7 protein-coding genes are annotated in these 8,657 nt (G+C 71.4%); 4 read left to right on the forward strand and 3 right to left on the reverse strand.

Annotated elements, in window-relative coordinates:
* Window positions 1-4: 4 nt before the first annotated feature.
* From ACIRHA_RS37600 to ACIRHA_RS37610, 3 genes are read right to left on the reverse strand one after another with little or no spacing between them, the layout of a single operon-like run.
* A complete protein-coding gene (locus tag ACIRHA_RS37600) occupies window positions 5-976 on the reverse strand; it encodes a hydroxymethylglutaryl-CoA lyase (protein ID WP_403855320.1) in 972 nt (323 codons plus the stop codon).
* Window positions 973-2,946, reverse strand: a complete 1,974-nt coding sequence (locus tag ACIRHA_RS37605) for an acetyl/propionyl/methylcrotonyl-CoA carboxylase subunit alpha (RefSeq protein WP_403855322.1) — start codon at window positions 2,944-2,946, stop codon at window positions 973-975. The genes ACIRHA_RS37600 and ACIRHA_RS37605 overlap by 4 nt, the downstream gene beginning before the upstream one ends.
* 14 nt (window positions 2,947-2,960) lie before the next feature.
* Window positions 2,961-4,583: a carboxyl transferase domain-containing protein gene (locus ACIRHA_RS37610; protein ID WP_403855324.1), complete on the reverse strand. Its 1,623-nt coding sequence runs from the start codon at window positions 4,581-4,583 to the stop codon at window positions 2,961-2,963.
* 85 nt (window positions 4,584-4,668) lie between these two features.
* On the opposite strand from ACIRHA_RS37610, the gene ACIRHA_RS37615 reads away from it, so the two are divergent.
* The 4 genes from ACIRHA_RS37615 to ACIRHA_RS37630 all read left to right on the forward strand — a co-directional run bounded on the left by ACIRHA_RS37615 (window position 4,669) and on the right by ACIRHA_RS37630 (window position 8,509).
* Complete coding sequence (locus tag ACIRHA_RS37615; protein ID WP_403855326.1) at window positions 4,669-5,262, forward strand: TetR/AcrR family transcriptional regulator; 594 nt, start codon at window positions 4,669-4,671, stop codon at window positions 5,260-5,262.
* Between the two features lie 151 nt (window positions 5,263-5,413).
* Window positions 5,414-6,571 carry an acyl-CoA dehydrogenase family protein gene (locus ACIRHA_RS37620; RefSeq protein WP_403855328.1) on the forward strand — a complete coding sequence of 386 codons (1,158 nt, stop codon included), beginning with the start codon at window positions 5,414-5,416 and terminating at the stop codon, window positions 6,569-6,571.
* A gap of 35 nt (window positions 6,572-6,606) precedes the next feature.
* On the forward strand, window positions 6,607-7,479 hold the full coding sequence (locus ACIRHA_RS37625) for an acyl-CoA thioesterase (protein ID WP_403855330.1): 873 nt from the start codon (window positions 6,607-6,609) through the stop codon (window positions 7,477-7,479).
* A gap of 43 nt (window positions 7,480-7,522) precedes the next feature.
* Window positions 7,523-8,509, forward strand: coding sequence for a cation diffusion facilitator family transporter (locus ACIRHA_RS37630; protein WP_403855332.1), 987 nt, complete (start codon window positions 7,523-7,525; stop codon window positions 8,507-8,509).
* Window positions 8,510-8,657: the final 148 nt, after the last annotated feature.

Raw genomic sequence — 8,657 nt, forward strand, 5'->3', positions numbered from 1 at the left:
TGCCTCACTGCTCCTGGTCGGCATCGGCGTCGGCCTCGGGTGCGAGGGCACGAACGGTGCGGGACGGGCTGGGTCGGCCCAGGTGTCCGGCCATCCACCTGCTGGTGTCGGTGAGACGGCCGAGGTCGACCCCGGTCTCGATGCCGAGTCCGCGCAGCATCCAGACGAGGTCCTCGGTGGCGAGGTTGCCGGTGGCGCTCTTCGCGTACGGGCAGCCGCCGAGGCCGCCAGCGGAGGCGTCCACCGTCGTCACGCCGTGCTGCAGCGCCGCCAGGGTGTTGGCGAGCGCCTGTCCGTACGTGTCGTGGAAGTGCACGCCGATACGATCTGTCGGCACGCCCTCCTCGTTCAGCTCCGCGAGCAGCGTCTGTACGTGTCCGGGGGTGGCCACGCCGATGGTGTCGCCGAGGCTCAGCTCGTCGCAGCCCATGTCCATCAGGGACTTGGCGACGGAGACGACCTGATGGACGGGGACCGGGCCCTCCCACGGGTCGCCGAAGCACATGGAGAGGTAGCCGCGGACGTGCGCCCGGTGCTCCTTGGCCTGCGTCACCACTGGTTCGAACATCGCCAGGGACTCCGCCACCGTCCGGTTCAGGTTGGCCTTGGCGAAGGACTCCGTGGCGCTGGCGAACACGGCGACGCGGTGCGCGCCAAGGGCCAGGGCCCGGTCCAGGCCGCGCGCGTTCGGCACGAGGACGGGGAGGTGGATGCCGGTCCCGAGGTCCTGGAGCAGCGGGAACAGGTCCTCCGCGTCCGCGAGTTGGGGAACCCACTTGGGGTGCACGAAGCTCGTGGCCTCGATGGTGGTGAGGCCGGCCTGCGCCAGACGGTGGATGAACTCCGCCTTCACCTCGGTGGGCACGGCCCGCTTCTCGTTCTGCAGCCCGTCGCGCGCCCCCACCTCGTGGATCCGGACGCGGGCCGGGAGGTCCTGGGTGGGGACGACCATGGGGAGCGGGGGCGTGGTGGTCATCGCGTGGCCTCCTCGCCGGCACCGGCACCGGCGGTGTCCGAGGTGGCCGCGTCTGTGTCCGCCGCGTCCGTGTCCGCCGGGTCGACGACCGCAAGTACCTGGTCCATCGCCACCGTCGTCCCGGGCGACACGTCCAGCTCGCTCACCGTGCCCGCGTGCGGGGACGTGATCACGTGTTCCATCTTCATCGCCTCCACCACCAACAGGCTCTGACCCGCCGCTACTTGGTCGCCCACCGCCACCTTCACCACGGTCACCGTGCCGGGCATCGGCGCCGTCAGGGACCCCGCGCCGCCGGCCCCCGCCCCGGTCAGGTTCGCCGCCACCGGGTCGTGGTCCTGCACGTGCCAGGCGTCGCCGTCGCGCGCCAGCCAGTCGCCCGCGGTCGCGGTGAGGCGGGCGGGCGTGGTCGGCGCGCCGTCGACCAGGACCTCGGCGCCGCGCACCCGGACCTCGACCGGGTCGTGGCCCGCGACCCTCAAGGGGTGCACGGTCCACGCCGGTTCGCCGCCGAGCCGCCAGCCGGTGGGCCGGTCGAACGGGTCCGTCCAGCCCTCGCTCGCGGCCGGGGCCAGCCGCTCCTGGCGCAGCGCGCCCGCCGCCGCGTAGATCTCCGCCGGAACCTCCGCGTCGACCAGCTCGTCCGTCGCGCGCTCCACCAGGCCCGTGTCCAACTCGCCCGCCACGACGTCGGGATGGGCGAGGAGGCGCCGCAGGTAGCCGGCGTTCGTCGGCACGCCGAGCGTCACCGTGCGGCCGAGCGCGGCCCGCAGCCTGCGCAGTGCCGTGTCCCGGTCGGGGCCGTACGCGATGATCTTCGCGAGCATCGGGTCGTAGAGGGACGACACCTCCGTGCCCTCGGTGAGGCCGGAGTCGACCCGTACGCCTTCACCTTCGGGCTCGCTCAGCGCCAGAACCGTGCCGCCGGAGGGGAGGAAGCCGCGGGACGGGTCCTCCGCGCACAACCTCGCCTCCACCGCGTGGCCCGAGAGCGTGATGTCGTCCTGCCCGAACGGGAGTTGCGCGCCCGCCGCCACCCGCACCTGCCACTCCACCAGGTCGACGCCGGTGACCAGCTCGGTCACCGGGTGCTCGACCTGGAGGCGGGTGTTCATCTCCATGAAGCAGTACGACGCCGGGTCATCGCCCGGCACGATGAACTCCACCGTGCCCGCGCCCCGGTAGCCGCAGGAGCGCGCCGCCTCCACGGCCGCCGCGCCCATCGCCGCGCGCGTGGCCTCGTCGAGCAGCACGGAGGGCGCCTCCTCGACGATCTTCTGGTGGCGGCGCTGGAGGGAGCACTCGCGCTCGCCCAGGTGCACCACGTTCCCGTGGCCGTCCGCCAGGACCTGGATCTCGATGTGGCGCGGCCGGTCGATCCAGCGCTCCACGAGGAGCGTGTCGTCCCCGAAGGAGGCCCGCGCCTCGCGCCGGGCGGCCGCGATCTCCTCCTCCAGGGTGGCCAGATCGCGGACGAGCCGCATGCCCTTGCCGCCGCCGCCCGCGCTCGGCTTGAGGAGGACGGGTGCACCCAACTTCCGTGCTGCTTCGGCGAGTTCCGGGTCCCGGCCGCCGGGCACCACCGGCACCCCGGCCGTGCTCACCGTCTCCTTGGCGCGGATCTTGTCGCCCATCAGCGCGATCGCCTCCGCGGGCGGGCCGATGAAGACGAGTCCCGCCTCCTCGCAGGCCCGCGCGAACCCCGCGTTCTCCGCAAGGAACCCGTAGCCGGGATGCACCGCCTGCGCGCCGGTCGCCGCCGCGGCCTCGATCAGCCGCTCCGCCACCAGATAACTCTCGGTGGCCGCCGGCGGGCCGATCCGTACCGCCTCGTCCGCCTCGCGCACATGCCGTGCGTCCGCGTCGGCGTCGCTGTACACGGCCACCGAGCGGATGCCGAGCGCCCGCAGCGTACGGATGACGCGCACCGCGATCTCGCCCCGGTTGGCCACAAGTACCGTCTCGAACACGTCTGGTCCGCCCCTCACATCCGGAAGACGCCGAAGCCGGCGGACTTCTCCGGCAGCGGCGCGTTGGCACACGCGGTCAGGGCCAGGCCGAGGACCTGGCGGGTCTCCATCGGGTCGATCACGCCGTCGTCCCAGAGCCGGGCCGTCGCGTAGTAGGCGTTCCCCTGCGACTCGTACTGGGCACGGATCGGCGCCTTGAAGGCGTCCTCCTCCTCGGCGGGCCACTGCTCGCCGCGCGCCTCCAACTGGTCGCGCTTGACGGTCGCGAGCACCGATGCGGCCTGCTCGCCGCCCATCACGGAGATCTTCGCTCCGGGCCACATCCACAGGAAGCGGGGGCTGTAGGCCCGGCCGCACATCGAGTAGTTGCCCGCGCCGTACGAGCCGCCGATCACCACGGTCAGCTTCGGCACGCGCGTGCAGGCCACCGCCGTGACCATCTTGGCGCCGTGCTTGGCGATACCGCCCGCCTCGTAGTCCTTGCCGACCATGAAGCCCGAGATGTTCTGGAGGAACAGCAGCGGGATGCCGCGCTGGTCGCACAGCTCGATGAAGTGGGCGCCCTTCTGGGCGGATTCGGCGAACAGGATCCCGTTGTTCGCGACGATGCCGACCGGGTGCCCGTGGATCCGCGCGAACCCGGTGATCAGCGTCTGCCCGTACTCGGCCTTGAACTCCGCGAACTGCGAACCGTCGACCACGCGCGCGATGACCTCGCGTACGTCGTACGGAGTCCGCGAGTCGACCGGCACCGCCCCGTAGAGCCCCGCCGGGTCCACCTTCGGCTCGATCGCCGCCTTCACCGACCACGGCAGCGGGCCGCGCTCCGGCAGCGTGGAGACGATCGTGCGGACGATCCGCAGCGCGTGCGCGTCGTCCTCCGCCAGATGGTCCGTCACGCCCGACACCCGCGAGTGCACCTCGCCGCCGCCCAGCTCCTCGGCCGTCACCACCTCGCCCGTGGCCGCCTTCACCAGCGGCGGGCCGCCCAGGAAGATCGTGCCCTGGTTGCGGACGATCACCGCCTCGTCGCTCATCGCCGGGACGTACGCCCCGCCCGCCGTGCACGAACCGAGGACCGCCGCGATCTGCGGGATGCCCGCGCCCGACATCCGCGCCTGGTTGTAGAAGATTCGCCCGAAGTGCTCGCGGTCCGGGAACACGTCGTCCTGCATGGGCAGGAACGCGCCGCCGGAGTCCACCAGGTAGATGCAGGGGAGCCGGTTCTCCAGGGCCACCTCCTGCGCGCGCAGGTGCTTCTTCACCGTCATCGGGTAGTACGTGCCGCCCTTGACCGTCGCGTCATTGGCGACGATCACGCACTCGCGGCCGCCGACCCGGCCGATCCCGGCGATCACACCCGCGGCCGGCGCCTGCCCCTCGTACATCCCGTCCGCCGCCAGCGGGGCCAGCTCCAGGAACGGGGAGCCGGGGTCGAGCAGCGTGTCCACCCGGTCGCGCGGCAGCAGCTTGCCGCGCGCCGTGTGCCGGGCCCGCGCCTTCTCGCCGCCGCCGAGCCGGGCCGCGGCGAGCTTGGCGCGCAGCTCCTCGCCGAGCGCCCGGTGCGCCGCCTCATTGGCCCGCCAGGCCTCCGAAGCCGGCTCCGCCGCGCTCGTCAGCTCCGGTGCTTCCTGCATCCCGCGGCCCCTCATGTTTGTTAATGAGCGTTAACCGATTTCCATCAGGTTAACGCTCGCTAACGTCCCTGTCTAGAATTGCTTCATGGCCACGAGAACCGACGCCCCCACCCGCCGCGAGCAGATCCTCAGAGAGGCCGCGCGGCTCTTCGCCGAGCGCGGTTTCCACGGTGTGGGCGTGGACGAGATAGGGGCGGCGGTCGGCATCAGCGGCCCCGGCCTGTACCGGCACTTCGCCGGCAAGGACGCGATGCTCGCCGAGCTGCTCGTCGGGATCAGCGGGCAGCTGCTCACCGGCGGCAAGCGGCGGGTCGCCGAGGCGGAGCACGGCCCCGAGGCGCTGCTCGACTCGCTCATCGAGGGGCACATCGACTTCGCGCTCGACGACCGCGACCTGATCACGCTGCACGACCGGGAGCTCGACCGGCTGCGCGACAGCGACCGCAAGCTGGTGCGGCAGTTGCAGCGCCAGTACGTGGAGTTGTGGGTGGAGGCGGTGCGGAAGGTCTACTCCGAGCTGGTGGAGGCGCACGCGCGCGTAGCCGTGCACGCGGTCTTCGGGCTGCTGAACTCGACGCCGCACCTGAGCCGCCCGAGCTCGCTGCCCGGCCGGACGGCTACCGCGCGGATGCTGCACAAGCTGGCGCGTGGCGCGTTCGCGGCGGCTGGCGCAGAGTGAGGCCGGTGGGGTCGCAGGGTGAGGCCGGTGGCTGCCGCGGAGTGACCTGTATCTCTGGACGCTCCTTGCGACTCGCGGGTAACCTGCCCCTGAGCAAGCGCTTAGTCGCTTGGTTGCCGTCCGCACACTCGTCGTAGAGGGAGAGTTCTCCGTGCGCCGTACCGTTTTTGATGAGGACCACGAGGCGTTCCGGGAGACCCTGCGCGCCTTCATCGAGGCCGAGGTCGTCCCCCACTACGACGAGTGGTTCCAGCAGGGCATCGTGCCGCGCGAGCTCTACACCAAGCTGGCCGACCTGGGTCTGTTCGGCATCAACGTGCCCGAGGAGTTCGGCGGCGCGGGCCTGGACACCCACAAGTTCGAGGCCATCCAGAACGAGGAGTGCGCCCGCGCGGGCGTCTCGTTCGGTGGCTCCGGCGTGCACGTCCTCCTCGCCCTGCCGTACATCAAGATGCTCGCCACCGACGAGCAGAAGAAGCGCTACCTGGAGAAGTTCGTCACCGCCGAGGAGATGTGGGCCCTCGCGATGACCGAGCCGGGCACCGGCTCCGACCTGGCCGGCATGAAGACCACGGCCAAGCTCTCCGACGACGGCACGCACTACGTGCTCAACGGCTCGAAGACCTTCATCACCGGCGGCGTGCACGCCGACCGCGTCATCGTCTGCGCCCGCACCGACGCGGCGACCGCCGAGGACCGCCGCCACGGCATCTCGCTGTTCGCCGTCGACACGAAGTCCGAGGGCTACTCGATCGGCCGCAAGCTCGACAAGCTCGGCCTGCGCACCTCCGACACCGCAGAGCTGGCGTTCGTCGACGTGAAGGTCCCCGTCGAGGACCTCCTCGGCGAGGAGAACAAGGGCTTCTACTACCTCGGCAAGAACCTCCCCTCCGAGCGCTGGGGCATCGCCTACGGCGCGTACGCGCAGGCCAAGGCCGCGGTCCGGTTCGCCAAGGAGTACGTCCAGGACCGCACCGTCTTCGGCAAGACCGTGGCGTCGTTCCAGAACACCAAGTTCGAACTGGCCGCCTGCCAGGCCGAGGTGGACGCCGCCGAGGCCGTCGCCGACCGCGCGCTCGAGGCGCTCGACGCCGGTGAGCTGAGCGCCGCGGAGGCCGCCTCCGCGAAGCTGTTCTGCACCGAGGTCGCGCACCGCGTCATCGACCGCTGCCTCCAGCTGCACGGCGGCTACGGGTTCATGAACGAGTACCCGATCGCCCGCCTGTACGCGGACAACCGCGTGAACCGCATCTACGGCGGCACCAGCGAGATCATGAAGTCGATCATCGCGAAGAACATGGGGCTGTAACCCGGCGAGAATCTTCGCTCGGTACAACTGATCCCATGCACCACGCACTCGAATCCCTCCTCGATCTGCTCGACCTCGAGCAGATCGAGGAGGACATCTTCCGCGGCCAGTCCCGGTCCTCCGTCGTCCCGCGCGTCTTCGGCGGGCAGGTGGCGGCCCAGGCGCTGGTCGCGGCCGGTCGCACCGTCCCCGCCGACCGGCACGCGCACTCGCTCCACGCCTACTTCCTCGTCGCGGGGGACCCCGGCGCGCCCATCGTCTACACCGTCGACCGGATCCGCGACGGCCGCTCCTTCACCACGCGCCGCGTCGTCGCCGTCCAGCACGGGCAGCCGATCTTCCACCTCTCCGCGTCCTTCCAGACGTACGAGGAAGGTCTCGAACACCAGGCGGACATGCCGCCCGCGCCCGACCCGGAGTCGCTGCCGACCGCGGAGGAGATGCTCCCGCGCTACGTCGACGGAGTGCTGTCACCCGACGTCGTACAGCGCCTGCTGGAAGCCCGTGAGGCCGTCGACCTGCGGTACGTGGACGCGCCGCCGTTCGCCTTCGTCGGCGATCCGCAGCCCCCGCGGTCCCAGGTCTGGTTCCGCGCGCGCGACAAGCTCGCGGACGACCCGCTGCTGCACGTGTGCCTCGCGACGTACGTCTCCGACATGACGCTCCTCGACTCCGTACTGCTCGCCCACGGGCGGGGCGGCTGGGCCGTCGGCGATGTCGTGGGCGCGTCCCTGGACCACGCGATGTGGTTCCACCGGCCGTTCCGGGCCGACGAATGGCTGCTGTACGACCAGGAGTCGCCGTCCACGTCCGGCGGGCGCGGGCTCGGGCAGGCCCGGATCTACACGCAGGACGGGCGGCTCGCGATCACCGTCATCCAGGAGGGCGTGGTGCGGGTTCCACGCTGAGTGGCATTCGCGATTCCCGCTGATCGGACATAACGTCCCGTACATGGATGTACGGGTGGACGATGGTGCGAGCGGCAAGAAAGAAGCGGGCGGGGAGAGCGTCTTCACGGTGCTCGTCGCCGCGGCGGCCAACCTGGGCATCGCCCTCGCGAAGGCCGTCGCCGGCGTCATCAGCGGCTCCAGCGCGATGCTCTCCGAGGCCGCGCACTCCTTCGCCGACACCGTCACGGAACTGCTGCTGCTCACCTCCCTGAAGCGCAGCGACAAGCCCGCCGACGAGGAGCATCCGCTCGGCTACGGAGGCGAGCGGTACGTGTGGGCGCTGCTCGCGGCCGTCGCCACGTTCGTCGGCGGCGCCGTCTTCTCCCTGTACGACGGGATCCACACGCTCGTCGCGGGCGAGGAGCTGGGCGATCCCCTCGTGTCGTACGTGGTGCTGGCCGTGGCGTTCGTCCTCGAAGGGTTCTCGCTGCGCACCGCGGTCAGGCAGGCGCGGGGCGAGGCGGCCCGGATCCGGGTGCCCTTCGGTATGTATCTGCGGCACACGCCCGACACGGCGGTGAAGGCGGTCGTCCTGGAGGACAGTGCGGCGCTGGCCGGTCTGTTGTTCGCGGCCGGTGGGCTGCTCGGCGGCCAGCTCACGGGGTCGGGGGTGTGGGACGGGGTGGCGTCCCTGTGCATCGGTGTGCTGTTGCTGGGGGTGGCGTGGGTGCTCGGGCGCTCCAACGCGGAGCTGTTGGTGGGGCGGCCGTTGCCGAAGCCCTTCCGGGACGAGATCCGGGAGATCGTGCTCGGGGTCGCGCACGTCGAGGCCGTGCTTGAGCTGACGACGCTTGTGCAGGGGCCGCGGGAGGCGCTCGTCGCGGCGAAGGTCGACTTCCGGGATGCGTCCACCGCGGCGCAGATCGAGTGGGCGTGTGAGGACGCGGCGCGGCGGATTCGGGAGCGGTTTCCTGCGGTGCGGCGAGTGTTTTTGGACCCGACCCCGGGGTTCGCGGCCCGCCGCACGGAGGGGCTCAATCCGTGGTGATTTCCCTTCCCCCTACAGGGGGGCGATCCATTCAAGCTCTGCGGCGGTCGAGCATTTCAAGCCCCTGCGGCGATTGAGCAGCGGGGTCCGGGGCAGAGCCCCGAGGCGTCGGAACGGCCGGCCTCACGCCGCCCGGATCGCCTGGTCC

This window comes from Streptomyces sp. NPDC102360, assembly GCF_044766085.1.
Taxonomy (GTDB): Bacteria; Actinomycetota; Actinomycetes; order Streptomycetales; family Streptomycetaceae; genus Streptomyces.

Coding starts and splice junctions, on each gene's coding strand:
- ACIRHA_RS37600 (WP_403855320.1), bottom strand. CDS start 976: ATGACCACCACGCCCCCGCTCCCCATGGTCGTCCCCACCCAGGACCTC.
- ACIRHA_RS37610 (WP_403855324.1), bottom strand. CDS start 4,583: ATGCAGGAAGCACCGGAGCTGACGAGCGCGGCGGAGCCGGCTTCGGAG.
- ACIRHA_RS37615 (WP_403855326.1), top strand. CDS start 4,669: ATGGCCACGAGAACCGACGCCCCCACCCGCCGCGAGCAGATCCTCAGA.
- ACIRHA_RS37625 (WP_403855330.1), top strand. CDS start 6,607: ATGCACCACGCACTCGAATCCCTCCTCGATCTGCTCGACCTCGAGCAG.
- ACIRHA_RS37630 (WP_403855332.1), top strand. CDS start 7,523: ATGGATGTACGGGTGGACGATGGTGCGAGCGGCAAGAAAGAAGCGGGC.